This is a genomic window from Primorskyibacter marinus, from assembly GCF_003313245.1.
Taxonomy (GTDB): Bacteria; Pseudomonadota; Alphaproteobacteria; order Rhodobacterales; family Rhodobacteraceae; genus Primorskyibacter; species Primorskyibacter marinus.
This window is the reverse complement of record NZ_QJSD01000017.1, coordinates 16383-41421: the sequence shown is the minus strand read 5'-3', so window position 1 is coordinate 41421 and position 25039 is coordinate 16383. Positions and strand designations below refer to the sequence as shown.

The following is a 25039-nucleotide window of genomic DNA, read 5'->3' as shown; positions in this document are numbered from 1 at the left end:
GCTTGAAATCAAAATGCCTGACATTTAAATGTAAGACAAATGAAAAGAAACAAGCGAAATCAAACACCAGATCTGCCCGCGCAGATTGCCAAGGCAATTCGCGATTCCATTCTGGCCGGTGATTTGATGGCCGACGACCGTCTGCCGTCAGAGGCAGATCTGGCCGAGACATTCGCAGTGTCGCGCCCGACAGTGCGCGAGGCGCTGAAACGGCTCGCCGCGCAATCGCTTATTCGCACGGAACGGGGGGCCTTTGGCGGGGCTTTCGTCCGACGCCTGTCCTACGAGGAAGCGCAAAGGCTGCACGCGACGGCCTCGACCTTGCTCTTGTCGATCAACGAGGTCGATTTCGACATCGCCTGTGAGGCACGTTTCGCGATGGAGAAATCCTGCACGGCACTGGCTGCGCTTCGCAGGACAGGGGATGATCTGGCGGCGATGCGGGCCGAGATTCACCGCCAAAGCCAACCCGATCTCAGCGACGAGGCGTTCTGTGCGTCGGATGTCGCCCTGCACCGCGCGCTGGTGGATGCGGCGGCCAATCCGATCCTGTCCTATCAGCTTGCCGGTGCGGTCGAGGCAATGCAGCCCTTGATGAACATGATCACCTTCAGCGCCCGGTCGCGGGGTCAGATCGTTCGCCTGCATACAAGGCTGACGGATGCGGTAGAGGCCCGCGACGCGATTGGCGCCGATACCGTGCTGTCAGAGCTTGAGAGCTACACGCTGGAGTTGGGCAAGCGGTTCATCGCGTCGCGCGCGGCCTCGGGGTAGCAGTGGGCACGGCGCGTACGGTTTCCCGCCTGGTCATCTGACGGCCCTGCTGAAAATGCGAGCCGGAAAGCTTCCAGCGCGGTTTCAGGGTCACCTGCGGCAAAGGCTTCCATCCCGACCGGGCCATGATACCTCAACTCGATCAGTGCCCGTGCAACCACGGCAAAGTTGATCTCTCCGGTGCCCGGTTCACAACGGCCCGGATTGTCAGCGACCTGTATCTCGCCGATCCATGGCAGGCATTTTTCACACCAGCGGATCAGATCCCCTTCGCCGATCTGCGTGTGGTAGAGGTCAAGATTGATCCGCAATTGCGGTCGGTCCACCGCAGAGACCAGCGCCAGCACGTCCGCCGTGCTGGCGAACGGGCAACCGGGGTGATCCAGAGAGTTGAGGTTTTCCAGTGTGAAAACGACGCCTTCTTTCTCTGCCAGATCGCATAGACGGTGCAGCGTATCCCTAGCCTTCAGCCACATCGCGCCACTGACAGTTTCCTGTTGCCGGATCGGGATGCCGCCATCGCCCAATCCCGTGCCATGCAGGTTCAGCCGATCCACGCCCAGACGTTTGCCGACCTGCGCGGCCTCGCGCGCAGAGGCCAGCAGCATGGTTGCGCCTTCCTCATCGGCCAGCCGACCTTCAAGATAGCCGTTCATAATGGTGAAGTTTGCACCGGTCCTTTCCAGCGCGTCCAGATCCCAGGCGGGCCAGTTCCAAAGGCCGACGCCAAAGCCCATCTCGGTCAGGCGCGCCGCGCGCCACTCCATCGGTCTGTCCTGCCACAGCATCTCGGCGCAGGCCGCAAGCTGGAACGGTTGGCACATCGGTTGATCTGCTGTCACGCGTCGCGTTCCATGATCCATGCGACCGGTGGGGCCGGAACAAAGCGCCATTTGCGCAAGGGGCCGGCCATGACGTTGAGGTAATACATCTCGAAGCCGTAGGGCGCGCCGCACGGGTGGTGGCCGCGCGGCACCAGCACCACATCGCCATCGGCCACGGCCATGGTTTCGTTCAGGTGCAGGTCGTCGGTATAAACGCGCTGGATGCCGAACCCGTCTGCGGGGTTCAGGCGGTGGTAATAGGTCTCTTCGAGATAGGTGATGCGCGGAAAGTCGTCTTCATCGTGCCGGTGGCTGGGGTAAGAGGACCAATGGCCCGCAGGCGTGAATACCTCTGTCACCAGCAGGCTGTCGCAGTAATCCTCATTCTCCATGGCGATATTGTTGATGTGCCGCGTATTCGTGCCCTTGCCGCGTTCGGTCAGGGTGATGCCGTCCGGGCCGATGCGGCGCGCCGCGTGGCCGCCTTTGCCGGGGGCGGCGCAGACCGCGATCACGCAATCGGTTGTCGCCTCGGCCTGCCAGTCGGTGCCGTTGGGCAGGTACAGGCAATGCGGCGGGGATTTCTCGAACACGTTCATCCGGTCGCCCAGCTCGCCCCAATCCTGATCCGCGCCGGTGATCCTGGCCTTGCCCTCGACCATGACAAGGATCACCTCATTGTCGCCGGTCGCCTCTGCGGCGGTGTCCCCCGGTTTCAGCCGGTAAAGCGAAAAGCCGACATAGCGCCAGCCCGCGCTTTCAGGGGTGATCGCATGCACCTTGCCGCGCGTGCCGAAGGGTTTTCGTTGCAGGTCCGCCATTGGAGGCTCCTTCAGGTTCTGGTGTCGATGGTCAGGCCGGATTTACCGCAAATCTCGACGATATGATCGTAGCCCAGTTTTGAATAGGCATAGGGATTGGCCTTGCCCGGATCCTGTTCCGCCTCGACCACGATCCAGCCCGCATAATCCAGCTTTGCCAGCGCGTCGGTGACGGCCTGGAAGTCGATGCAGCCCTGCGGGTCGCCCGGTACGGTGAAAGCACCCGCAATCACGCCGTCCAGAAAGCTGCGGTTCTCGGCGCGGATCCCGGCGGTCACATCCGCGCGCACATCCTTGAAGTGGACATGCCGGACGCGATGCCCCCATTTATCCAGCGTCGCCATCACATCGGCCCCGCCAAAATGCAGATGGCCGGTATCGAACAGCAACGTCACCGCGTCCGAACTGCCCTCCATCAGCCAGTCGATGTCGTCCTGATCTTCGATCATCGAGCCCATGTGATGATGATAGGCCAGCACCATGCCCTGATCCGCCATCCATTTCGCAAGCTCAGACAGCTTGGCAGCATAGCCCGTGATGTCGTCCCGCGACAGTTTGGGGCGGTTGTTCACAGGCGTGTCTATCTGGCCCTGCACGGTGTTGGAACATTCCGCATAGACAAGGCAGGGCGCGTCGAGTGCCACGAATTGCGCAACCTGCTGGCGCACCGCGTCGATTTCCTCGGCCACGCTGGTCCCCATCAGATTGCCTGAACACCAACCGCCGCATAGTGCGATGTCATTCGCGTTCAGATATTGGCGCAGCCCGTCGGTATCCGGCGGCATCCGGCGGCCCCGTTCGACACCGGTATAGCCGATCTGCCGTGCCTCTTGCAGGGCCTGCTGCATCGTGAAGCGTGCCGTCAGATCCGGCAGGTCATCGTTCTGCCACGCGATTGGCGAGATGCCGATCCGGACGCTCATTGGGTTTTTCTTTTCTCAAGGGCCGCCTCATAGGCCGCGCGTTTTTCATTGACCTCGGGCCGGGTGCTGACCTCGGGCACGGCAACCTCCCACCATGTGCCGCCATTGGGCGTGGAGGGGTAGGGATCGGTGTCGATCACGATGACATAAGGCCCGGTGATGTCGCCGCGCTTGGCCAGCGCGTCCTCCAGTTCCGCAATCGAGGCGACCTTGACCGAGGTCGCGCCCATCGCGCGGGAATGCGCCGCAAAGTCGATGGCTGCGGGGGTCTCGTGGATTGTGTGGTCCAGCAGGTTGTTGAACTCTGCCCCGCCGGTGCCCATTTGCAGCCGGTTGATGCAGCCAAAGCCGCGATTGTCCGTCACCACGACAGTAAAGCCGATCCCCATCATCGCGGCGGTCGCAAGTTCGGAATTGGCCATCATATAGGTGCCGTCGCCGGTAAAGCAGATCACGTCGCGGTCGGGCTGTGCCATCTTGATGCCCATCGCGCCTGCGATCTCATAGCCCATGCAGCTAAAGCCGTATTCCATGTGATAGGCACCGGGGCGGGGGGCTTTCCACAGCTTGTGCAATTCGCCCGGCATCGTGCCCGCCGCGCACATCGCGACGGTATTGTCATTGGCGGCGCGTTGCACTGCGCCGATGACCTGCATATCCGTGGGCAGCGCATTGCTGTCTGTGGGCGCATCTGTCAGCGCATCCACCGCCGAAAACCAATCGGCCTTCAGTCTGGGGGCAGGCGCGTCGGCCTTGTAAGCGCCAAGCGCGGATGTCAGTTCCGAAAGCCCTACCCGAGCGTCCGATTGCACGGGCATAGCGCCGTGTTTTTCAGCGTCATAGGCGGCGGTGTTCAGGCTGATCAGCACACGGGCAGGGTTGGCGAACAGCCCCCATGATCCGGTGGTGAAGTCCTGAAACCGCGTGCCGACACCCAGCACCAGATCGGCCGTTTCGCAGATCTTGTTGGCCGGATCGCCACCGGTGACACCAATCGGGCCAAGGTTCAGCGGGTGGTCCCAGGCCAGCGCGGATTTCCCGGCCTGCGTTTCGGCCACGGGGATGTTATGCGCCTCGGCAAAGGCTTGCAGCGCCTCGGTCGCGCCGGAATAATGCACGCCGCCGCCTGCAACGATCACCGGGTTTTTCGCCGCCTTGATGGCGTCAACCGCGCGGGCCAACTCGCCTGCATCGGGACGGATGCGGCGCTGATACCAGACTTTCGGCTCGAAGAAGCTGACGGGATAGTCATAAGCCTCTGCCTGCACGTCCTGACAGAAGGCCAGCGTGACCGGGCCACAATCTGCCGGGTCGGTCATGGTGCGAAAGGCGCGGGGCAGGGCGGTCAGCAGATGTTCGGGCCGCGAGATCCGGTCGAAATAGCGGCTGACGGGTTTGAACGTGTCAGTGGCCGTGACGGTGCCATCGCCGAAGCTTTCGATCTGTTGCAGCACCGGATCGGGGCCGCGATGCGCGAACACGTCGCCGGGGATCAACAGCACGGGTAGACGGTTCACATGCGCCAGGGCGGCGGCGGTGACCATGTTTGTCCCGCCCGGCCCGATCGAGGTGGTCACAGCCATTGCCCGCTTGCGCCCCGACTGCTTGGCATAGGCAATCGCCGCATGCGCCATGGTCTGTTCGTTATGGCCCCGCCAGGTAGGCATCTGGTCGCGCGCGCCGTGCAGTGCCTCGCCAATCCCCGCCACATTGCCATGACCGAAGATCGCCCAGACACCGGCGATGAACGGCTCGCCCGTCTCGGTCATTTGTGCGGTCAGATAGCGCACCATCGCCTGCGCCGCGGTCAGTCTGATTGTCTTGCTCATCGTTCTTATCCTCTTGCTGCGATGCGTGCCGCATCCCAGATGTCGCAAAGCCGGGCGTAGCGCTGGGCCATTTCCTCTATCGCATCCGCATCCGCCATTTCGCCCGCCATCCAGCGGCGCGCGACTGTGCCAAATATGGTCCGTCCCACCGCGAAGCCTTTGACCAGATCGTGCTGCGCGGCCAGTTTGAAGCTTGCCGCCAACGCGTCCTCTGGCGCATCAAGGCCCAGCACCACGATGCCGCGGGTGTGGGGGTCATTGTGGGTGATGGTCTCGACCGTTCTGGTCCAGGCGGCTTCGGTCTTCAAAGGCTCCAGCTTCCACCAGTCGGGATAGACGCCAAGATCGTAGAAGTGCTGGATCAACGTCGCGGTCGTGTCGTCGTCGATCGGCGCCACTTTCGACGGGATCACTTCGAGCAGAAATTCCAGATGATTGCGGCGGCAGGCATGGAACAGGCGCAGGATCGTCGCCTCTTGGTCGGCCCAGATGGTCGCATCATCATCGGGGTGGCAGAAACACAGCACCTTGACCACCTGATCGCGGGGCCATTCGCCCAGCCCGCCCAGATCGGGGCCAAGCTCTGCCTCCAGCGTCAGGGGGCGCGATCCGGGCCATTCGGTCGGTCGTCCGACCCAAAGCCCCGACCCGCTGGCCGCGTGCAACGCGTCCCGGCCGATCCGGTCGTCACACAAGATGCCGTATCCCGGCTTGTCGTTCTGGACCTGTCGTGCTGCCTCAAGACACAGGGTTTTGAACGCGCCGCCCTTTTCCTTCGTGTATCCATCGATGTCCTCAAGCTGCATTCGGTGGTCGAACGCAAAGACCCGCATCGTCGACCAATCCCCTCGACGGTTGGTGGACCAGTGGACCTGTTCCAGTTCCGCATCGTTGCGCAGATCGGGTCGCAGGATGCCGCGTTTCAGGAAAAACTGCATCTCGTCCCAGGACGGATAGGCGGGGGTGCACCCATGGCGGCTGACCGCAAAGGCACCGCAAACATTGGCGTATTTCAGCGCGGTGGGCCAATCCTCGCCATCAAGCCAACCTTTGAGAAGGCCCGACATGAACCCGTCGCCCGCGCCCAGCACGTTGAACACCTCGATCGGGAAGCCGGGCCCGGCCTCGCCATCGTCAAGGCTGTCGGGGATCGCGCCAGTAAAGGCCACGGCACCGGCGGCGCCGCGTTTGCAGACCAGCGTGGCGGCGGACACCTCGCGCACGGCGCGCAGGGCCGCGACAGTATCCGTGGTGCCGCCTGCGATGTGGAACTCTTCTTCCGTGCCCACGATCAGATCGAACAGATGCAGTGTCGATTGTAACTTGGCCGTGACCATTTCACTGGCGACAAAGCGGCTTTCGCCATCACCATGCCCGGCCACGCCCCACAGATTGGGCCGGTAGTCGATATCCAGCGCGGTCTGCATGCCGTTCGCACGGGCGATTTCCAACGCCTTCAGCGTCGCGGCCTCTACCTTCGGGTGGCTCAGATGGGTGCCGGTGGCCACGACAGCCCGCGCCGAGGTAATGAAATCCGGATCAATATCATCGACCGTCAGCCCCATATCGGCGCAGTTTTCGCGATAGAAGATCAGCGGAAAGCTGTCGGAATCGCGGATTCCCAGCAGCACCAGCGCGGTCAGCCGGTCCGGATCGGTCTTGACGCCCGTTGTATCTACGCCTTCGCGTTCCAGTTCCTCGCGGATGAACCGGCCCATATGCTCGTCGCCCACGCCGGTGATGACGGCGGATTTCAACCCCAGCCGCGCCGTGCCGCAAGCAATGTTCGTAGGGCTGCCGCCGATATATTTGTCAAAGGAGCGCATATCCTCCAACCGGCCACCCACCTGGCCACCGTAAAGATCCACCGATGACCGGCCAATCGTGATCAGATCAAGTGTTTTCACAGTCTTTGCCTTTCAAAACGGTCAAGCGCATTCAAACGCCCAAGCGCGGAAACTCAGATGCTCGACCCGGATGCAGACGCATCAGCCGAGCGGTGTCTTGGAGCGGTGCGAACCGCGGCGCGAGGGGCAGTCAGGACGGCCACCTCGCGGCCCGTGCGCCAACCCCGGATGCGGAAGGGCGAACGGGTTCATCCTTGTCAGTGGTAGGTCAGACCGTACCGCCAAGCGACCCTTCAAGCGCCGCCATCTCTTGTCCACCGGCCATCAGATCCTGAAGCTCTTCGGGAGAGATATCGCCGCGTTTCGCGGTGCCTAGCGTCTGGCCCCGGTTGAGCACGGTAAACCGATCCCCCACCGCCAGCGCATGGCGCACGTTGTGGCTGATGAAGACCACGCCGATGCCCTGGTTGCGCACCTTGTCGATGGTCGCCAGCACGTTCGACGTTTGCCTTACCCCCAGCGCCGAGGTCGGCTCATCCAGGATCAGAACCTTGGCACCGAAATGCACGGCGCGGGCAATGGCAACGGTCTGACGCTCGCCACCCGACAGGGTGCCCACGGCCTGATCGGGACCGCGCAGATTGATGCCCATCTTGCGCATCTCGACCATCGTGACTTCGTTTGCATAGTCGATATCAAACCGTTTCAGCAGACCTTTGCCCTTGGTGGGTTCGCGCCCCATGAAGAAGTTGCGCGTCACGCTCATCAGCGGGATCATGGCAAGATCCTGGAACACCGTGGCGATCCCCGCCTCCATCGCATCGCGCGGGGTGGAAAAGCTCATCGGTTTGCCTTCGAACAGGATCTCGCCTTTCGTGGGCTTGTGAACGCCCGACATCGTCTTGATGAAGGTCGATTTGCCAGCGCCGTTATCGCCCAGAAGGCAGTGGCATTCACCGGGCCGGACATCAAAGCTGACCCCGGCAAGGGCGATAATATTGCCGAAATGTTTTTCGATATTCTTCATCTCGACAATGGGTGCTGCACCCGTAGCGTCGCCGTGATGGAATGTGCCGTCATCAGTCATATCAACGCTCCCCCGTGACGCGCTTGCGGATCGCGTTGTTGAACAGGACCGCGATCAGCAACATGCCCCCAAGGAAAACCTGGAACCAATCCTGATCGAAATCCGTGTAGGTCAGGCCAATCACCACCATGCCGAAGATGATCGCCCCGAAAAACGCGCCGATGGCCGACCCGTAGCCGCCGGTCAGCAGGCAGCCCCCGATCACGGCCGCGATGATCGCCTCAAATTCCTTCTGGAACCCACGGCGGGCATCGGTCGAGCCTGCATCGATCACCGTGATGATGGCCACCAGCGCCGCACAACAGGCCGTCAGCATGAACAACGAAATCTTGACCCGCGTGACAGGGACGCCGGAATTGGACGCCGCAGTGGTGTCGCCGCCGGCCGCGAAGACCCAGTTGCCCGCGGGCGTGCGCAGCAGAACATAGGTGGCCAGCAGGGTGATCACGACGAACCACAGGATTTCCACCGGGATGCCGGGCACTTTGGGGGTGCCGTTCTTGAAGGTTTCGACCCACCCGTTTTCGGCCAGCCAGGCGAAAAGGCCGGGAAAGGCATCGCCCGAGAAGAACGGCGTCAGCCAGTCGGTCTCGGTCGCGTCACGCACGCCGCGCAGCTGGGTGGACCCGCCGGTTGCCGCCTTCAGCCCGACAAGCGACAGGCCGCGCAGGATGAAAAGAAACGCCAGCGTCACGATAAAGGATGGCAGTCCGGACCGGATCACGATGGTTCCGTTGATCGCGCCCACACAGCCCGCGAAGACAAATGTCAGCGGGATCGCGACGGCCAGTGGCAGGCCCCAGTTTATCACGCAGACGGCAAAGAACAGGCCCGCAAAAGCGACCATGGATCCGATGGACAGGTCAAATTCACCGCCAATCATCAACAGGGCGGCACCGATTGCCAGAATACCCAGTTGAGAGGCCGGAGACATGAAATTCATGAAACCCGACAGGCTGAACATGGAGCCATCCGCCGTGATCGAGAAAAAGATGACAACCAGAATGACACCTGCAATCGCGCCCAACTCTGGCCGTTGCATCAGTTTTGCGAAAAAGGGCTGGGATTTCACCCTTTCATCGACAGGTGGGGTAGATGAATTTTCCATGTGATCCTCTTGGGTTCCACGGGGTCGGCATCGAAATGCCGAACCCTTTGGTCTACTCAGTCAGCTTTGGATCAACGAATGCCCTGAGCCGACAGTTCTACGACCTGTGCGGCCTTGTCGGACGTGACCAGGTTTGGACCCGATGGCACGTTGCCGCCCGGCATCAGGCCATATTTGGCATTCAGCGCCATGAAATTGACCGAAAGATAGCCTTGCAGAAACTGCTGCTGGTCGACCGCGAAGGCCGCGTCGCCATCCACCACGGATTGCAGGAAGTTGGCGGACAGGTCGAACGACGCGACATTGACGTCGCGACCCGATGCTTTGGCCGCGGCAACCGATGGCTCGCCCGCGGTGCCGGCACCCAGTGCCATCACGGTGTCGACGCTTTCGTCCGATGCCAGCGCGGCGCTGACTTTCGACTCGATTTCAGTCGGGTCGTTGGAGGTGGGCAGAACGGTGACATTACCGCCAAAACCTTCGGCGAACCCGTCGCAGCGTTGGTCAAGCGAAACGTTGCCGACTTCGTGGTTCACACAGATGCCGTTTGTGCCGCCCATCTCGGCCAACTTTTCGCCGGCGGCCTTGCCTGCGTCGAATTCGTCCTGACCGACATGCAGAAGGGCCCCAAGTTCTTTGGAGACATCAGAGCCGGAATTGATCGAGATCACCGGAATACCTGCCGCAACCGCACGTTCGATCGATGGCCCCAGCGCATCCGCGTCGGGGATCGAGACGATCAGCCCGTCAGGTTCCTGATTTACCGCCGCGTCGATCAGCTGGGACATGGCCACCATGTCAAAGGTTTCCGGTGCGCGGTAATCGACGTTGATGCCGGTATCCTTGCCGGCCTGCTCGACGCCGTTCTTGACGACATTCCAGAACGCGTCATTTGCCTGACCGTGTGACACCACAACGATGTCTTGAGCGAATGCCGGTGTTGTCAGTGCAATCGCGCTGGCTGCCAGTGCGCCTTTCAATAGAGTGTTCATTGTCTTCCTCCCAATGAGTTATGGTAATGTGGGCCATCCCGACCCCAAGCCGAAGCCCGCAAGCAGTCCCCGGCTTATCCGGCTTTTGCCGGATTATGTTTGGCTTGAAACGCTGATCTACCTCCTTCTGATCCCGAACTTCGGCCACATTGCAACCGGTTTCAACAATATTCCGACAGCTTGACCGGCGCGCCGGTTCTGGCGGAACGCGTGGCGGCCTCTGCCATCGCCAGTGCGGTGACGCCGTCATCCAACGTGACAGGCATGGGGGATCGGGTCGTGACCGCCTCGACAAATGCCGACCATTCGGCAATGTAGGCGGGCATGTAGCGCGCCAGGAAAAAGTAGGTGGGCTTTGCTCCGGTAACGCCTGAACTTGTCGATTTAACCACCGTGTTTTCCAGCATATTCTGCGCCTGTAACAAGCCTTCGGATCCCAGTAATTCCACCCGTTGATCGTAGCCGTAAACGGCGCGGCGCGAGTTCTTGATAACGGCGATCCGGCCATCGGCGTAGCTCAGCGTGACCACGGCTGTATCGACATCCCCAGCCGCGCCGATCGCCGCATCGACGACCGAACTGCCCACCGCGCTGATCGAAACCGGTGCGTCGCCCATTATGAAATTTGCCATGTCGAAATCGTGGATCATCATGTCCCGGAACAACCCGCCCGACACTTTGATATAGCTGACTGGCGGCGGTGCGGGATCGAATGAGGTGATCGACAAAAGCTCGGCCTTGCCGATCTCGCCCGCATCCAGCGCCGACTTGAGCGCCCCGAAACTGGGATCGAACCGGCGGTTGAAGCCGATCATCACCGGCATGCCGGTCTTTGCGACGGCCCGTTGGCAGGCTTGCGCACGTTCCAGACTTAGATCAACGGGCTTTTCGCAAAGCACGGCCTTTCCGGCGGCGGTTGCTGCTTCCATCAGATCCGAATGGGTGTCCGTGGAGGTGGCAATCAGGATCGCGTCGATTGTCGGATCTGCAATGATCTCATCCGAGCTTTGCGTCTTTGCGCTGAATTTCGTCGCCAGTCTGTCCGCGTTTTCCGCAGTCACATCAGACACGGCCACCAAGCGGCTACCCGAGTGTGCCGAAATGGCCCGTGCGTGTACGTTGCCGATGCGGCCCGCGCCCAGAAGCCCAATATTCAGCATGTTTCCCCCGAATCCTGTTGTTGCGGGCCATCGTGGCAACGTTTGCACACGCGTGCAACAAAAAACTGCACGCGGGTGCAAATGTTCTGGAGGCTGGTTGCTTAATCAGCTAGCCTGACAATAAGGAGGCGCGGAACATGCCATCAAATGTCGAACAAGACAGCATCACTGCCGACGATGTCGCGGAACTGGCAGGCGTGTCCCGTTGGACTGTAAGCAGGGCGTTCAAGAAAGACGCCTCGATCTCTGCCAAGTCCCGAAAGAAGGTTCTCGAAGCCGCGACAGAGCTTGGCTATGCGCCGGATCTGTTGGCGGCGAGCCTCGCGTCGGACAAAAGCAACCTTGTTGCACTTCTGGTCGATGATTTTGCCAATCCGCACAAGCTGGTGATGATGGAGCGGCTGACACGCATCCTGCGCAAGAATGGCTGGGATACGTTGCTGGTGAACACTCTGGACGAAAACGATGCCTCTGCGGCTTTGATGAATGCCAGCCAGCGCAGAGTGGACGCGGCCGTGCTGATCGGTGTGAATTTCAACGATCAGGAACTGGCTGCGGCGCTTGGCGCGCGCCGTGTCAAAAAGCTGATCGTGTTTGCGCGCAGCTCTGAAAATCCCGATACGATTTCGATCTGCTGCGATGATCGGTCAGCAATGGCAGAGATCACCGGCCACGTCATCCGCAAGGGCTATCGGCGACCATTGTTTCTGGCCGGTCCGCAGACTCAATCCGCCCACCTGATGCGGAAGGAAACCTTTGTCAGACTTTGGCATGAGGCCAATGGGGACAGGCCGGATTTCATCTCCGTCGGCAGTTACGATCCGGCGCTGGCCTACCAAGCTGTTGCGGATCGCCTGCGAAACAGCACGGCTGACGCCAGGCCCGACGTCGTCGTTTGCGAAAACGATGCGCTGGCGATGGGGGCCGTGGACGCGATCCGCTATGAGCTGGGCCTGAAAGTCCCCCAGGACATTGCCGTGACCGGCTTTGACGACGTCCCCCAAGCGGCCAGCCCGCATTATTTGCTGACCACCTATCGGCAACCGATTTCCGCGATGGCCGAAGGGTTGGTGCAGGTTTTGAAAGGTGAATCCGACACGACGGATCTTTGCCGGTTCTCGGGGCAGCTGATCATTCGCGACAGCGCCTGATTTACGCAAAGCACTGAACTGCGGATCGACCGCTGACAACTCTGCGGACAGGTTGGTCTGCGCCGGAGTCACGCCGTGACGAAAAGATCCTTGTAGGTCTCGCGCAGCAGGTTTTTCTGGACCTTGCCCATCGTGTTGCGGGGCAGGGCATCCACCGTGACGATCTTGCGCGGGTGCTTGAAACGGGCCAATTGCTCGGCGCAGGCCGATAAAAGCTGATCGGTGGCGGCTGTCTGGTCTTTCTGGGGCACGATCACCGCAACCACGGTTTCGCCATAATCCTTGTGCGGAACGCCGATCACGGCGCTCTCGGAAACAGCGGGCTGAGCGTCCAACACCATTTCTATTTCTTTGGGATAGATGTTGTAGCCACCGGAAATGATCAGATCCTTGTTGCGCCCGACAATGGTGACGTAGCCATCTGCGTCCTGAATGCCCAGATCACCGGTGATGAAAAACCCGTCGGCGCGCAGCTCTGCGGCGGTCTTTTCGGGCATTTGCCAATAGCCTTTAAAGACGTTGGCGCCGCGCACCTCGATCTGTCCGACCTCGCCGCGCGGCAGTTCCTTGCCCGTGTCGGGATCGGTCACCTTCAATTCGACGCCGGGCAGGGGGAAGCCGACAGTGCCCGCCCGGCGCTCGCCCTCATAGGGGTTGGAGGTACTCATGTTCGTTTCCGTCATCCCGTAGCGTTCCAGAATGCGGTGGCCGGTGCGGTCCTCGAACCGGATATGCGTTTCGGCCAATAGCGGCGCAGAGCCGGATATGAACAGCCGCATATGCCGGGCAAGATCGCGGTCAAAGCGCGCCTCCTCCAGCAGCCGGGTGTAGAAGGTTGGCACCCCCATCATCGTGGTGGCTTCGGGCATGCGCGCAATTATCATGTCCGGGTCGAATTTCGGCAGAAAGATCATCGCCCCGCCTGCCAGCAGCGTCACATTGGTCGCCACAAACAGCCCGTGCGTGTGGAAGATCGGCAACGCATGTATCAGGACGTCCTGTGCCGTGAAGCGCCAGTGCTCCACCAGCGTCTCGGCATTGGACAAAAGGTTGGCCTGGGTCAGCATCGCCCCTTTTGATCGCCCGGTCGTGCCGGACGTGTAGAGAAAGGCGGCCAGATCATCCTCTGTGCGGTCTGCGGTCTGGAAGGTCTCAGGCTGCGTTTGCGCGGCGTGCGGCAGACTGCCCGTGCCGTCGCCATTCAACGTCACCAACTGAGCGGCCAAGCTTTGGGCCATCGGGCGCAGATCGTCCTCATCGGCACCGTCGCATACCATCAGCCTTGCGCCCGAATTTTCGACGAAATATTTCAGTTCGTCACGGGTATAGGCGGTGTTCAGCGGTAAAAAGACAACGCCCGCCTGCACACAGGCCGCGTAAAGCGCCAGCGCCTGCGGCGATTTTTCGACCTGCGCGGCCAGCCTGTCGCCGGGCTGCAAGCCTGCATGTGTCACGACATGGGCGAATTGCGCCGCCATTTTCAGGAAATCGCCGTGATGCAACACGTCGCCGGAAGGCAGCAGCAAGAACGGCGTGGACTTGCCTTCGTGAGCCCCGAAAAGACGATCATAAAGCGGGTTCATGGTGCGGTTTCCTTCAATCTCGCCTCACCGGCCTGGGCCAGGCTTCGCAGATCCGGCGAGGTGGCAATGGTGCCGTCAGAGGCAAATTTTTCGTGGTTTTGCGACACGCGGGCCAGATCGTAAAGATAATTGACCATCACGCCCTCAGATTGGGCGCGCCCCTTGGGCGAGGTGTCCGCCCCGGCATGCAGGGCATGTACCACCGCGCCGTTGCCCAGATGAAACCGCGCCACCGGGTCCAGCGGCTTGCCGTTCTCGCGCTTGGCGCGGGTCAGATAGTAGGCTGCCAATTGGCGCAGGGTTGTGTCGTCCTGGGGGCTGTCGGGCAGATTCTGGTCGGCCAACCAGCGCACAAAGCCGGGGATCGGTGACAGCGTGACGAAGGTTTTCAATCCCGGCAGTTGCGCAGACAGATCCGCAGCCACTTGTTTGATCAGTGAATTGCCGAAACTGATTCCGGCCAGCCCGGACTGGCAGTTGGAGATCGAATAGAACACCGCCGTGTCGGCCTGTTCAGGCGCAAGCGCGCTGCGGCCCTCGGCCAACAGTTTCTGGATAGAACCGGGCACGCCTTTGGTCAGCGCGACCTCGACGAAGATCAGCGGATCGTCCGGCATGGCCGGGTGAAAGAAGGCAAAGCACCGTCTGTCGGCAGGTTGCAGGCGGCGGCGCAGCTCATTCCAACTGTCGATGGCATGCACGGCCTCATAGGCGATGATCTTTTCCAGAATATGCGCAGGGCTTTCCCAGCTGATCGGCCGCAACACCAGAAAGCCGCGATTGAACCATGACGCAAAAAGGTGACGAAGGTCGAGATCCAGTGCCATCAGCGCGTTGTCCTCCTGTCCCAGCCGCAGAAGATCGGACCGCATCGACACCAAAAGATGCGTGGCTCCGGGGACTTGATTCAGGCGGCGGACAAGTTCTTGCCGGGGCGGCTCGGCAGCGGCCATGAAGGCGCGATAGCTGGTCTTGCCCGGCGATGCCTCATAGGCATCCAGTGCCACGCGCACCGCCTGGGGGTCCAGATCCATCCCAAGCGCCATATGTCGGAAGAAATCCAGCTTTTCGGCGTCACCCCATTTGGCGTAGCGGTCAAGGATCTGGCGCGCGACGGCCTGCCCGGTGACATCGCCCGAGGCGCTGACAAGATCGTCCGTCAGCTCTGACAAGGTGCGGTCGTCCTCGCGCGCGAGACCAAAGCGGTAGCGACGGTCGAAAATGTTGCTTAACAGATCGGCAAAGATGCTCACAATGTGGCTCCCATCACGATTTCAGGCCACAGGATTGCCCGTTCCGCAAACAGGCACAACAGGGCAATCGCCGCAAGGTGGCTAGCGAGTTGGGAACGCTTTCACGACCCAAAGCGGATGAGCGCTTTGGGTCGAGGTGTTTGCTTTCAGGCGTTGGCCTTCGCATCTGCCCGACGTTCTTTCGGAAAGAAGCTGTAATAGAAGACCGGTGCCGCGATCAGGGTCAGGACAGAGGCGAATCCCAGCCCGCCCATGATGGTCACCGCCATAGACGCAAAGAACGCGTCGGACAGAAGCGGGATCATCCCCAGGATCGTCGTGGCTGCCGCCAGAACGACAGGGCGCAGACGCGAGGTTGACGCGTCCAGGATCGCCTTGCGGAAGCCGACGCCTTCGGCACGGACCAGATCGATCTCTTCGACCAGAACGATGCCGTTCTTGATCAGCATCCCCGAGAGACTGAGCAGGCCCAGCAACGCGGTGAAAGAGAAGGGCAGGCCGGTGCCCAACAGACCCAGCGCCACGCCGTTCACGCTCATCGGGACAAGCAGCCAAATGATAACCGGTTGCCGGATCTTTCCGAACAGCAGGACAGAGATCAGCACCATGGTGATCAACGACAGCGGCAATTGCTTGCCCAGCGATGCCTGCGCTTCGGTCGAGTTTTCATACTCGCCACCCCATTCCATCTTGTAGCCTTCGGGCAATTCAATCCCTTCGACCGCTCCGCGGATCTGGGAAAAGACCGTCGCGGCATTCACGCCCGCCGGAACGCCGGCCTGAACGGTGATCGTCTCCACCCGGTCACGGCGCATCAGAAGTGTATTCTGCGCCTCCCAAGCGAAGCCGTTGGTGATCTGTGATACCGGGATGTAGGATTTGGCTGCCGCCGAATAGACCGGCAGATCCGACAAATGCGCGCTGCCTTCAGACGCGGCGCTGTCAGTGCGCAGAACAATCGGGATCAACCGGTCACGTTCGCGGTAGACGCCGACACGAATGCCTTCGGACCCCAGTTGCAGCGATTGCGCGACATCCTCACGGCTGACGCCGGCGGCTTTTGCCCGTTCGTCGGCGAAACGCGGTACGATCACCAATTCACGTTCCCGCCAATCGGTGCGCAGATCCTGCAACTGATCGGAGGTTTCGGTCAGCACGGCGGTTGCCTCTTGTGCCAGACGGCGCAGCACAACCGGATCGGGGCCGGAGAATCGCGCCGCGATGGGCGAGCCGCCACCCGGCCCGAAGGCCAGCCGCTCGGTCCGGAATTCCCCGGAGGTCAAAGTGCTGCGGCCGAAAGCCTCCAGATCCTCGCGCAAGTCCGGGATCTGTTCCAGCGTGTCGGTGCGGATGATCAGGTGCCCGTAGGTCGGAAGCGCTTCTTCCGGCGCGTAGGTCAGCATGAAACGCGTGGCACCGCCGCCGATGAAGGTCGAGACAGTGACAACCTCGTCGCGGTCCGCCAGCCAATCCTCAAGCTGCGCCATATCATCGGAAACACGGTGAATACTGGTGCCCTGTGGCAGCTTGTAATGGACATAGAAGAGCGGCGTGTTGCTGTCTGGAAAGAACTGCTGCTTGACCTGCCCGAAGCCGATATAGCAGGCGGCCGTGATGCCGATCAGCGCAAGGATGACCAGATAGCGCAAGCGCAGCGCCGCGGACAGCACCGCGCGGTAGGTCCGGAACAGCGGCCCGCCATATTGGTCGCTCACCTCTCCGCTGCCGGTCTTGAAGAAATAATGCGCCAGAAGCGGCGTTGCGGTGATCGCCAGAATCCAGGACAGCAGAAGCGAAATCCCGATCACCGCAAAGAGCGAGAACAGGAATTCGCCCGTCGCGTCCGGTGACAGGCCGATCCCTGCAAAGGCCATGATGCCGATCACCGTGGCACCCAGAAGCGGGGTTTGCGTCTTGGCGGCGACATCCTCTGCGGCATCGCGGGCAGTCTTGCCTTGCGCCATGTCGCCCTGCATGCCCTCGGCCACAACAATGGCATTGTCCACCAGCATGCCCATGGCGATGATCAGCGCGCCAAGCGAGATCCGTTCCATCTCGATGCCGAAAAGGGCCATCAGAAAGATCGTGCCAACCACCGTCAGCAACAGCGTTGCGCCCACAACCACAGCCGCGCGCCACCCCATGAACAGCGCCAGCACCAGCACGACGATCCCCACCGACATCGCCAGATTCAGCAAAAAGGCATTCGACGCTTCATCCACCACCACATGTTGCTGGTAGACCGGGTGCAGTTCGACCCCTGCCGGCACGTCGCGCATGATTTCGGCCAAGCGTACATCCACCCGTTTGCCAACATCGACGATGTTCAAGGCGGTCTTGCCCGCGACACCCAGGGTAAAGGCCTCCTGGCCCTGAAACCGGATGATTTCGGTGGGTTCTGTCACCCGGCTGCGCGAAACTGTCGCAAGATCCAGCATGTCGATGACCTCGCCACCGACACCGATGGTCAGGTTGGCGATTTCCTCGACGGTTTCCGTGCCCTCGGGGGCCTGAATGCGGATCTGCTGCCCACCTTGGGTGACGCTGCCTGCTTCTGTGCGTGTGTCGGTATTCGACAGCGCACCTGCAATTGCGTCTGGTGCAATCCCCAGATTGGTGATGATCGAGGTGCTGGCATCGACATAGACCGCTTCTTCGGGCAGGCCGGCCACGGCGACATCCGCCACGCCGTCCACCGCCAAAAGTTCGCGCCGCAGGTAGTCCGCGATTTCATGACGCTCTGCATCGGAAAAACCGGGTGCTGTCACCGCATAGAACACACCGTATACGTCGCCGAAATTGTCATTGACGATGGGTGTGCCAGCCTCAGGCGGCAGGCTGCGTTGCGAGTCCGCGACGCGGTTGCGCAGTTTCGTCCAGATCGCCGGCAGTTCGGTGCCGTCATAGGTCGATTCGATATTGACCGAGATGCGGCTGACGCCGGGTTTGTTGGACGAGGTGATAAAGTCGATCTCACCCATTTTCTGGATCTCGGATTCGATGGGTTCCGTGACTTCGCGCGCCACCTGTTCTGCGGTCGCACCGGGGTATTGCGTGAAGATGATGGCGTTCTTGATCGTAAAGGCCGGATCTTCGAGGCGGCCGATTGTGGCGAAGCCCCAGATCCCGCCCAGCAAACATGCCAGCATCAGAATCCAGGTGATCAGCGCCTTGTCGATGGACGCGCGCGCGATGGACATGGGCTTATTCTCCGACGCGGGTGAAGGGGCGAACGGCCTGGCCATCCGTAAGCTGTGAAGCACCGGTCAGGACGATCTGCGTGCCGTCCTTTGGGCCGCTGATCATGTGGAGCTGTCCGTCTTCCTGCAACTCGATCTCAACCGGGGCATTTCGGACCTTGCCATCCTCGAACACCATGACCGACGGGGCACCCGCTGCGTCATAGATCAGGGCTGTTTCTGGCAGGATGATGCCGTCGGGTTGGGTGCCTTCGGCCGAGGCGTAGACCGTCACCGACGCGCCGGGAAGAACGTAGTCTCCGGGGTTTTCGGTGAAGGCGAGGGTGATCGTGTAGGTCTGCCCGACCGAAGATGTCTCTGCTTCGAATTCGCGCATGGCGAGCGCAAAGCGTGTGTCGTCGCCGGGCAGCTCTGCCGCAAATGTGACACCGCCGCCAGCCCCGGCCTGCCGGAACAGGACCTCCGGCACTTCGATGTCGACGCGGATTTCCGAAACGTCATGCAGGCGCACAACCGGCGTACCGGCTGCCACAGTGGTGTAATTCGCCACCAGCCGTCGCGCCACCAAGGCATCGAAAGGGGCGTGCAGGGTGGCATGTTCCAGATTGTCCTGCGCGCCGGCAAGTGCGATATCGGCCAGCTGAAGCTGGGTTTCAGCGTCGCGGACCTGCACTTCTGATACGGCCTGACCACGCAGCGATTTCAGGCGATCCGCATCTCGCTGGGCTTTGTCGTAATTCGCTTGGGCCTGCGCAAGGGCACGTTCGTACCCGTCCAGATCAAGCCGGGCAATCAGGGCACCGCTGGCCTTTTTGCTGCCTTCATCGGCGTTCAAGTCCACAATCTGTCCACCCACCTGAAACGCTAGGTCGACGGTCTGGCGTGCCTGCACTTGCCCGAAAAACTGACGTTGCAGGACGACGGGGCCAGAACGTAGCTCTATCAATTTTACGGGTTTCACCACCTCTTGTGCGGTAAGCGAAGAGGCGGCCAGAGCGAGGACTCCGAGAAATGGAAGAAAAAAGCGCACGGCATGTCCCTTTTGTGTGGTTCCGCGATTCGCTGCACAAATATGCCAAAGTTGGAAAAATGCAAACTGATCGGTTCAGTTATTTTGCCGCAGTTCCTCACTGGCGATGTGTCGAGCCGCACTTGATAGCAGGTATTGTCGGACTCTCGCCGCGCAATCGCAAGGGGAAGCGTCTTGAACGGAATTGTTCACGCCTGATCTTGCAGCCCGGCAGTGCGCCTTGGCAGGAGCGTCAACTTCGGCGATCCAACCAGTCTTCAATGTCGCGAAGGCGCGTCCGCGCAACCGGAACCACAGTCTTGTCCTCCAGCACCAAGACATGCCGACTGCCTTCGCGATCCAGACGCGGCTTGGCGTTCCGCGACACCCACCAGGAGCGATGCGGCTGAATGCCATCCTCTGGCGCGGTCTGGGCAATCAGATCACTCAGACGGGCGCGGTGCCGGATATGGCTGTCTTGCAGTTGGATGCGGATAAAATGTTCCTGTGCGCAAACGTGATGGAGCGATCTATCGGAAGGCGATGGTGCCCAACTGCAATGTGGCGCGGCTTTCGCTCCAGCGTACGGATCTTCACCGACCGCGTTTTCCTTATGACCTCGGGCAGGACATAGCGGGAGAACACCGTTTCCAGCACCTGAACGGTCAGAAATAGTGGCAGGAACCTTTTCGGAGCGAAGATGCGAAGATCTGTCCCGGTGAATGAATCGGCAAGCGCCGTTGTCAGAGAAAGTGCCGGTATCAGCACCAGAATGCTGAGCAGCGGCAGCGGCACAAGAAGACGTGGAAAGCTGGTTTGCAGCAGAGCAACAACCAACAGTGCCGGAGTATAGAGCGCAAGATAGACAACGAAGCCCGCTACCCAATAGCCGGCAGTGACCGGAAAAGCATAATGGACGCTGATTTTGGACGGATCGGCTGCCAGCAACACGACGATGCTCAGCGCGTAAAACAGCAAGGTTTTACGATGCAATAAATAATCAGGCACATCTTCCAGCCGAACGTTGACAGATCTGCCAAGAATATCGACGAGACGTATATCCGGTTCGAAATTGCCTATTTTTTTGTCACGCGCCAAATCCAAGCCATCGAGGCGATACGAATTGAGTCTATCGTCTCTGTCGGTGGGCGCGAATGGTTCCCATGCTTGACGGCCTGTGTTTACAGGGGACTGTCGCTATTTCGCGTCACTTTGTTTTGCCCCCGGCCTGCGCCTTGGCTTTGTTCGCGCAGGCGTCGGATTAAGAGGTCGGCAAGGCGCATTTCCGCGAAGTGGAAAAAATGCGCCGTGCAGGCTGCGGAAACTGCTTGACGGTCGGCAGACAGCGCCATAGAAGACCGCTCACGCCCAAGGTTCGGGTGTGCAGCGGGCGGTTGTAGCTCAGATGGTTAGAGTACCGGCCTGTCACGCCGGGGGTCGCGGGTTCGAGCCCCGTCAACCGCGCCACCGCTGCCAATTTCGAACCAGGGTCAGGATCACAGTCGAACGTCGTGTTCGCGATCCGATACAGATGCGCGGTTGTAGCTCAGATGGTTAGAGTACCGGCCTGTCACGCCGGGGGTCGCGGGTTCGAGCCCCGTCAACCGCGCCACTTCTATATGAAATCATAATTTTTGTTGGATCTCGGGAACTTGCAAGCCCGCGGCGGGTTGATCCTGCATGATGGACGTTTTCAGGAAATCGCAGCCATTTGACTGCCAGAAGACCACGCCGATGGTCCCAGGGTGGCCCGACGAAAAAAGGCGCCCTGAAGGACGCCTTGACGGAAGAACTGAAAGGGCAGAAGTCTGTTCTGCAAAGATCGCGCTAACGGCCCCAGCTGCGGACCGGACCGCAATCCATATGCACGAAATCGGACCGCGAATAGCGTCCGACGCCACCTGCACGACAGGCGGTTGCCGCCCTTGCCATCTGGTTCACCGAGCGCGATCCCAGTCGCAGATCCGCAGCCTGCCCCTTGAGATGCAAGGAATTTTTCGCAACACCCGACGAGCGCGCGCGCAACATCGCATTGGTTTTGGGGCTGCGATACCCGGACAGCAGCATGTAAGGCTCGCTGACATCCATAAGGTTATGCGCGGCTGCCATGATGTCGATAGTGCGCAAGTCGATCTGCTTAACGTCATTCGTGCGCCAGTCGCGCATGAAGTGGTGAACTTCTTTCACGGCATCGGCGATATAGTTACCTTCGATCCAATAGATCATGTCAAGCCGTTCGCCGGTTCGCCCGGAATACATGCGGATCCGTCGGATGTCGCCACCGCCGCGCAAAAAGCCGGCTGCGTTGCTGAAGGTTGGTGTCGCCGTGACCATGGTTGCAGCGAATGCACCAAGCAGGTGCCGCCGCGATACTCCGCGAGTGCGTATGTCAGTCATGTTATTAGCGCCTGTCCCGTCGCTCGGTTTCGTGATGCCCGTGTCGTTGCACGGGCGTGATGTAACATCCCCGCTGGAGTTATTGCATATTCCGATTCGACGACCAAGGCCGTTTTCGGTGTCCCTGCGAAGGATCAAGAGGTTTGAGCAACTTTTTGCTGAAATTGGTAAAGATGTGGCTAATGTGTCCGCAAACAGGTGCGGGGCTGCACCACGAAGATCTGTTTGGGAAGAAGTTTACCGTTTGTGAATAGACTTGTGGGCAGATTTGGGCGAGATGCGTTTAGATGGAGATATCAGTTGTTGTAAGGGGGTTCGTATGAGCCAACGTTTGTCGGTCAATCTCAAACTGCACCTGCGGGTCATCTCGGTCGTCACCATGCTTGCATTGACATGGCCTTTTGCCGCGACGGCGCAGGTAACGGCGTTCAAACAGGCCGTGGCCGAAGCTGCTGCGCAGGATACTGATATCGCTGCCTTTTATCGGGCCAACGATTTCGATCCGATCTGGACCGGAAGCTCCTCTGACGATAAGGCGCGACGACAGGCATTGCTGGATGCTGTCGTGACGGCGAACGCCCATGGGCTACCTGCGGGCCGTTATGACGCGACGATGCTGAAGTCCAAGATGCAGGAGGCGACCGATCCGCGTGCCCGCGGTCACGTCGAGGTCGAACTCAGCAAGGTCTTTTTGCAATTCGCCCGTGATATCCAGAGCGGGATTCTGACCCCCTCGCGCATTGACAGTGAGATCAAGCGCACTGTTCCACTGCGCAATGGAACGTCCTATCTTGCCGCCCTTACAACAAGCCGCCCCGCCGCGTTTTTCAAAACCTTGCCGCCGCAATCGCCCGAATATGCGCGTCTGATGAAAGAGAAGCGTGTGCTAGAAATGCGGCTCGCACAGGGCGGCTGGGGGCCAAAAGTGAATGCTGACAGTTTGAAGCCCGGTCAAACGGGCAATGCGGTGGTTGCATTGCGCAACAGGTTGATATTGATGGGATATCTTGGCCGGACGGCTCAGGCCGGTTTTGATGGGCAGATGCAGGCGGCCGTGCAATCATTTCAGCAGGACAACGGGTTGTCGGCCGATGGTGTGGCCGGGGCCGTCACAATGGCCGAGATAAATCGCGACGTCGAGGACCGGCTGGCCTCTGTCATTGTGGCGATGGAACGTGAGCGCTGGTTAAACCTGCCCGAAGGCCTGGGTGAACGGCATATCAAGGTTAACCTCACCGATTTTTCCGCCAAGATATACGATGATGACAAACTGACCTTTGAAACGCGTTCGGTGATCGGTGCCGATCAGGGCGACCGGCGCAGCCCCGAATTTTCCGACGTGATGGAGTTCATGGTCATCAATCCAAGCTGGTACGTCCCGCGCTCGATCGTGACCAAGGAATATTTGCCAAAGCTGAAATCCAACCGCAATGCGGTCAGCCATCTGATTATCACCGACCGGAATGGCCGACGGATCAACCGTGGCTCGGTGAATTTTTCGGCCTACAACGCCCGGAATTTCCCGTTCTCGATGCGCCAACCGCCGAGTCCCACCAATGCATTGGGTCTGGTGAAGTTCATGTTCCCGAACAAATACAACATCTATTTGCACGACACCCCGTCAAAAAGTCTGTTCGATCGCGAATCGCGCGCGTTCAGCCATGGGTGTATACGCCTGCAACAGCCCTTTGAATTTGCCTATGCGTTGCTGGCCAAGCAGACTTCGGATCCGCAGGGGCTTTTCCATTCCCGGCTGAACGGCGGCAAGGAACAGCGCGTGACGCTGGACGAACCGGTGCCGGTGCATTTGATCTACCGGACGGCGATCACCAAGGCGAAGGGCGGGTTGGAATTTCGTCGTGATGTCTATGGCCGTGATGCCCGGATCTGGGGGGCGCTGCGCAATGCAGGGGTGGCCCTGCGGGCGGTTCAGGGATAAACCACTCCGCGCAATGGTCCGGAGGATGCGATGAGCCACACCATCGGTGAGATAGCAGGTGCGCTTGGTCTGAAGGTTGCAGGTGACGCGAGCATCCGGATAACGGCTGTTGCAGAACCTGCCGATGCGCGCGCCGAAGACCTGGCGCTTGCGATGAAGCCGGTTTTCGCAGCGGATATTGGCAAAGGACAAGCGCGTGCCGCGATGCTGTGGGAGGATGCGGACTGGCAAGCAATGGGGCTTCAGGGTGCCATTCTTGCGGCGCGGCCGCGCCACGCGCTTTCGGGCCTGTCCAGCATGCTGGACCCCGGACCGGGTTTTGCGCAGGGTATTCACCCCACGGCATGCATAGACGACACCGCCGTTCTGGGCACCGATGTATCCGTGGGACCGTTCACGGTGATCGGACGGAATGTGCAAATCGGCGCGGGGTCTGTCATTGGCCCGCAATGTCATATCGGCGAAAGCGCGGTCCTGGGCGAACGTGCGGAGCTGCGCGACGGGGTTCGCATCGGGGCGCGCGTTATCATCGGGGCGCGGTTCATCTGTCAGTCAGGCGCGGTAATCGGCGGCGACGGGTTTTCATTCGTCACGCCCGAACAATCCGCTGTGGAGCGCGCGCGTGGCACCCTGGGCGATCAGGGCGAGATTGCCGCGCAACCCTGGGCGCGGATCCATTCGCTCGGCGCGGTCAATATCGGTGACGATTGCGAAATAGGTGCCAATTCCTGCATTGACCGCGGCACTGTGCGCGATACGCGGGTGGGCAATGGCACGAAGCTCGATAATCTTGTGCAGATCGGCCATAATGTTGTGATCGGCGACCATTGCCTGTTATGCGCACAGGTTGGTGTGGCGGGGTCCACTCGACTGGGCAATCACGTCGTGCTGGGCGGACAGACCGGTGTTGGTGATAACCTTTTCATCGGGGACCATGTGATCACCGGTGGCGGCACCAAGGTGCTGGCCAATGTGCCGGGGGGGCGTGTGATGCTGGGTTATCCGGCCATTCAGATGCAGAAACACATCGAAATCTACAAGGCCATGCGCCGGTTGCCACGGCTGTTTCGTGACGTCGCTGCTTTGCAGAAATCGGTTTCAAAGCCCGACCAGAACGGCTAAAGCCTCGCACAGAACGTGAC

21 protein-coding genes and 2 tRNA genes are annotated in these 25039 nt (G+C 60.4%); 7 read left to right on the top strand and 16 right to left on the bottom strand.

Translation table 11 applies throughout. From position 1 onward, the window contains the following. Positions 1–39: 39 nt before the first annotated feature. The gene (locus tag DMZ65_RS16075; RefSeq protein WP_116599885.1) at positions 40–774 is read left to right on the top strand and encodes a FadR/GntR family transcriptional regulator; all 735 of its coding nucleotides are present in this window, start codon (positions 40–42) and stop codon (positions 772–774) included. Here the strand turns inward: DMZ65_RS16075 and DMZ65_RS16070 are convergent. The 8 genes from DMZ65_RS16070 to DMZ65_RS16035 all read right to left on the bottom strand — a co-directional run bounded on the left by DMZ65_RS16070 (position 720) and on the right by DMZ65_RS16035 (position 10205). Continuing rightward, positions 720–1616 (bottom strand): TIM barrel protein, encoded by an 897-nt coding sequence (locus DMZ65_RS16070; RefSeq protein WP_232825037.1) that lies wholly within the window; start codon positions 1614–1616, stop codon positions 720–722. The two genes, DMZ65_RS16075 and DMZ65_RS16070, sit on opposite strands and share 55 nt — an antisense overlap. After that, positions 1613–2419: a 5-deoxy-glucuronate isomerase gene (gene iolB, locus DMZ65_RS16065; RefSeq protein ID WP_116599884.1), complete on the bottom strand. Its 807-nt coding sequence runs from the start codon at positions 2417–2419 to the stop codon at positions 1613–1615. Before iolB ends, DMZ65_RS16070 begins: the two co-directional genes overlap by 4 nt. 11 nt (positions 2420–2430) lie before the next feature. Then, the gene (iolE, locus tag DMZ65_RS16060; protein WP_116599883.1) at positions 2431–3342 is read right to left on the bottom strand and encodes a myo-inosose-2 dehydratase; all 912 of its coding nucleotides are present in this window, start codon (positions 3340–3342) and stop codon (positions 2431–2433) included. Beyond that, complete coding sequence (gene iolD / locus DMZ65_RS16055; protein ID WP_116599882.1) at positions 3339–5171, bottom strand: 3D-(3,5/4)-trihydroxycyclohexane-1,2-dione acylhydrolase (decyclizing); 1833 nt, start codon at positions 5169–5171, stop codon at positions 3339–3341. The genes iolE and iolD overlap by 4 nt, the downstream gene beginning before the upstream one ends. Before the next feature lie 5 nt (positions 5172–5176). Further along, positions 5177–7078, bottom strand: coding sequence for a bifunctional 5-dehydro-2-deoxygluconokinase/5-dehydro-2-deoxyphosphogluconate aldolase (locus DMZ65_RS16050; protein ID WP_116599881.1), 1902 nt, complete (start codon positions 7076–7078; stop codon positions 5177–5179). A gap of 208 nt (positions 7079–7286) precedes the next feature. Then, positions 7287–8105 carry an ATP-binding cassette domain-containing protein gene (locus tag DMZ65_RS16045; protein WP_116599880.1) on the bottom strand — a complete coding sequence of 273 codons (819 nt, stop codon included), beginning with the start codon at positions 8103–8105 and terminating at the stop codon, positions 7287–7289. A 1-nt stretch (position 8106) separates the two neighbouring features. After that, a complete protein-coding gene (locus DMZ65_RS16040; RefSeq protein ID WP_116599879.1) occupies positions 8107–9213 on the bottom strand; it encodes an ABC transporter permease in 1107 nt (368 codons plus the stop codon). A 71-nt stretch (positions 9214–9284) separates the two neighbouring features. Beyond that, positions 9285–10205, bottom strand: a complete 921-nt coding sequence (locus tag DMZ65_RS16035; RefSeq protein WP_116599878.1) for a sugar ABC transporter substrate-binding protein — start codon at positions 10203–10205, stop codon at positions 9285–9287. 13 nt (positions 10206–10218) lie between these two features. Here DMZ65_RS16035 and DMZ65_RS19515 point away from each other — a divergent pair, with 13 nt between their 5' ends. Then, positions 10219–10389, top strand: a complete 171-nt coding sequence (locus DMZ65_RS19515) for a hypothetical protein (protein WP_157960657.1) — start codon at positions 10219–10221, stop codon at positions 10387–10389. Here the strand turns inward: DMZ65_RS19515 and iolG are convergent. After that, positions 10367–11365 (bottom strand): inositol 2-dehydrogenase, encoded by a 999-nt coding sequence (gene iolG / locus DMZ65_RS16030; protein WP_116599877.1) that lies wholly within the window; start codon positions 11363–11365, stop codon positions 10367–10369. The genes DMZ65_RS19515 and iolG overlap by 23 nt on opposite strands. A gap of 137 nt (positions 11366–11502) precedes the next feature. Here iolG and DMZ65_RS16025 point away from each other — a divergent pair, with 137 nt between their 5' ends. After that, positions 11503–12516, top strand: a complete 1014-nt coding sequence (locus tag DMZ65_RS16025; protein ID WP_116599876.1) for a LacI family DNA-binding transcriptional regulator — start codon at positions 11503–11505, stop codon at positions 12514–12516. 68 nt (positions 12517–12584) lie between these two features. On the opposite strand, the gene DMZ65_RS16020 is transcribed toward DMZ65_RS16025, so the two are convergent. From DMZ65_RS16020 to DMZ65_RS16000, 6 genes are all read right to left on the bottom strand, one after another. After that, positions 12585–14099 carry a malonate--CoA ligase gene (locus tag DMZ65_RS16020; RefSeq protein WP_116599875.1) on the bottom strand — a complete coding sequence of 505 codons (1515 nt, stop codon included), beginning with the start codon at positions 14097–14099 and terminating at the stop codon, positions 12585–12587. After that, positions 14096–15352: a malonyl-CoA decarboxylase gene (locus DMZ65_RS16015; RefSeq protein WP_116599874.1), complete on the bottom strand. Its 1257-nt coding sequence runs from the start codon at positions 15350–15352 to the stop codon at positions 14096–14098. Before DMZ65_RS16015 ends, DMZ65_RS16020 begins: the two co-directional genes overlap by 4 nt. 146 nt (positions 15353–15498) lie before the next feature. Then, a complete protein-coding gene (locus DMZ65_RS16010) occupies positions 15499–18552 on the bottom strand; it encodes an efflux RND transporter permease subunit (protein WP_116599873.1) in 3054 nt (1017 codons plus the stop codon). A gap of 4 nt (positions 18553–18556) precedes the next feature. Then, on the bottom strand, positions 18557–19513 hold the full coding sequence (locus DMZ65_RS16005; RefSeq protein WP_232825036.1) for an efflux RND transporter periplasmic adaptor subunit: 957 nt from the start codon (positions 19511–19513) through the stop codon (positions 18557–18559). 301 nt (positions 19514–19814) lie between these two features. After that, positions 19815–20030, bottom strand: a complete 216-nt coding sequence (locus DMZ65_RS20160; RefSeq protein WP_369122636.1) for a LytTR family DNA-binding domain-containing protein — start codon at positions 20028–20030, stop codon at positions 19815–19817. Beyond that, positions 20009–20659 carry a hypothetical protein gene (locus DMZ65_RS16000; protein WP_232825035.1) on the bottom strand — a complete coding sequence of 217 codons (651 nt, stop codon included), beginning with the start codon at positions 20657–20659 and terminating at the stop codon, positions 20009–20011. Before DMZ65_RS16000 ends, DMZ65_RS20160 begins: the two co-directional genes overlap by 22 nt. Before the next feature lie 292 nt (positions 20660–20951). Here DMZ65_RS16000 and DMZ65_RS15995 point away from each other — a divergent pair. Beyond that, a tRNA-Asp gene (locus DMZ65_RS15995) sits at positions 20952–21028 on the top strand. Positions 21029–21096: 68 nt separating this feature from the next. Then, positions 21097–21173, top strand: a tRNA-Asp gene (locus tag DMZ65_RS15990). Positions 21174–21388: 215 nt separating this feature from the next. Here DMZ65_RS15990 and mepK read toward each other — a convergent pair. Next, positions 21389–21958: a peptidoglycan L,D-endopeptidase MepK gene (mepK, locus tag DMZ65_RS15985; RefSeq protein WP_116599870.1), complete on the bottom strand. Its 570-nt coding sequence runs from the start codon at positions 21956–21958 to the stop codon at positions 21389–21391. Between the two features lie 319 nt (positions 21959–22277). Between mepK and DMZ65_RS15980 the strand changes: the two genes are divergently transcribed. Both DMZ65_RS15980 and DMZ65_RS15975 read left to right on the top strand, forming a co-directional pair. Further along, complete coding sequence (locus DMZ65_RS15980) at positions 22278–23897, top strand: L,D-transpeptidase family protein (RefSeq protein ID WP_116599869.1); 1620 nt, start codon at positions 22278–22280, stop codon at positions 23895–23897. A 30-nt stretch (positions 23898–23927) separates the two neighbouring features. Next, entirely contained in the window at positions 23928–25019 is a 1092-nt protein-coding gene (locus tag DMZ65_RS15975) for a UDP-3-O-(3-hydroxymyristoyl)glucosamine N-acyltransferase (protein WP_116599868.1), read from the top strand. Positions 25020–25039: the final 20 nt, after the last annotated feature.